The sequence below is a fragment of the Lysinibacillus sp. BSL11 genome (genome assembly GCF_052928325.1).
Map to the genome: position 1 here is coordinate 1 of NZ_JAVGCX010000040.1, position 1,462 is coordinate 1,462.

Consider the following 1,462-nt stretch of genomic DNA (forward strand, 5'->3'; position numbering starts at 1 on the left):
TAAACTGTACCCTTTGTAAAGGACATTTTGAAAAAGGTTAGGCAACTTCTTGAAGCTGCAGTCTGTATTTTACAGGCGGCAGCTTTTTTAAATTCCACTGACCTCGATAATGGTTATAATAGATCATATAGCTTTTCACTTCTTTTTTTACATCTTCTAATGTCTCACAATCTTTTATATTCGTCTCATCTTTAAAATGCCCAAAGAATGATTCTTGAGGTGCGTTGTCCCAACAGTTTCCTCGGCGTGACATCGATTGACCTAAGCCCATTTGTTTCACGAGTTTTTGGAACGCTGGATTGGTATAATGAAAACCTTGGTCTGAATGGATGAGGGCGTCCTGAGCTAGATGCTTTAGCTTTTTCAATTTTTTCAAAGTGTGGAGCACAATTTCCATTGTGATGCTAGCTGCTACTTCATACGCCAAAATCTCATTCGTCTCAGCGTCTTTAATCGTTGATAAATAAGCACGTTTACCATTTTTATATGTCAAATACGTGATATCTGTTAAGAGGACTTTACCAGCCACGCCTTGTTTAAATTGGCGTTCGAGCATATGTGGACACGTACGATGTTCTTGTGTGGCTTTGGCTAGACGACGGTAAGGATTCGCTTTACGAATTGGACAGATAACCCCGAACTTCTTCATAATGCGGCGAATTCGCTTCAGATTATAGGTAATACCATATTGATGGTGAAGCGTCATTTTGATTTGACGTGCTCCTTTGTGACGTCGTCGGAATCGATACGCTTTTAAAATCACTTCCTTTACGACTTCATCTGCTTGGTGTTTCATCGCTCTTTTTTGAAGAGATTCTTCCTTAAAATAGTTATAATAGCCTGAGCGTGATACCTCCAACACTTCACAAAGATAGCGTACCATTCGCTTCAATCCATACGTTTCAATCGTTTGACCAATCAGTTCAAATTTCAGTTCTGGTGCGAGTTTTATTTCTTTTTCAACATCTGCCTTTCGAGTAAATCGACCTTTTTTAATAGTTCGTTTTCCGCTTCTAGTAAACGCATTTTTGCTTCAAGTCGTGCATACTTTTCCTCTATACTTAATTCTCGCTCGATAGGACGTCCTGTACTGTGTTTTCGAGAATCTTCTAAACCGGTGATTCCTCGTTTTTTATAAGCTGTTCTCCACCTAGTACCTGCTCTGTGAATACGTGTTATACCAATCGCTTCCACGTCAAATCCCGCTTCTTCAAAAATTTCTCTTGGTAATTTTCCTGTTTCAGATTGTGCAATAAATAAGCGTTTAAACTCATCCGTATACGTAATCGCTTTATCGCTCACAGCTTTTACATAAGGATTCTTTTTTAATTCATTTTGTTGGTGGGGTGTTAAAAAGTTCTTAGTCATAGTAGTGGCTCCGAATCTTGTTTTTTTCAATTATAAACAAAAATGCCCTATAAGATGACCTTTTTCAAGTGTCTATCTTATAGGGTACAGTTTA

The 1,462-nt window shown here is 38.2% G+C and carries 1 protein-coding gene; it reads right to left on the reverse strand.

Annotation, left to right across the window (positions count from 1 at the left end; translation table 11 throughout):
* Nucleotides 1-37: 37 nt before the first annotated feature.
* Nucleotides 38-1,368 (reverse strand): IS3 family transposase gene (locus RCJ95_RS23715; protein ID WP_423203050.1). Its coding sequence is split into 2 segments (ribosomal slippage): nt 38-981 and nt 981-1,368, totalling 1,332 coding nucleotides; the frame shifts between segments, so codons are not numbered across the junction.
* Between the last annotated feature and the right edge of the window lie 94 nt (nt 1,369-1,462).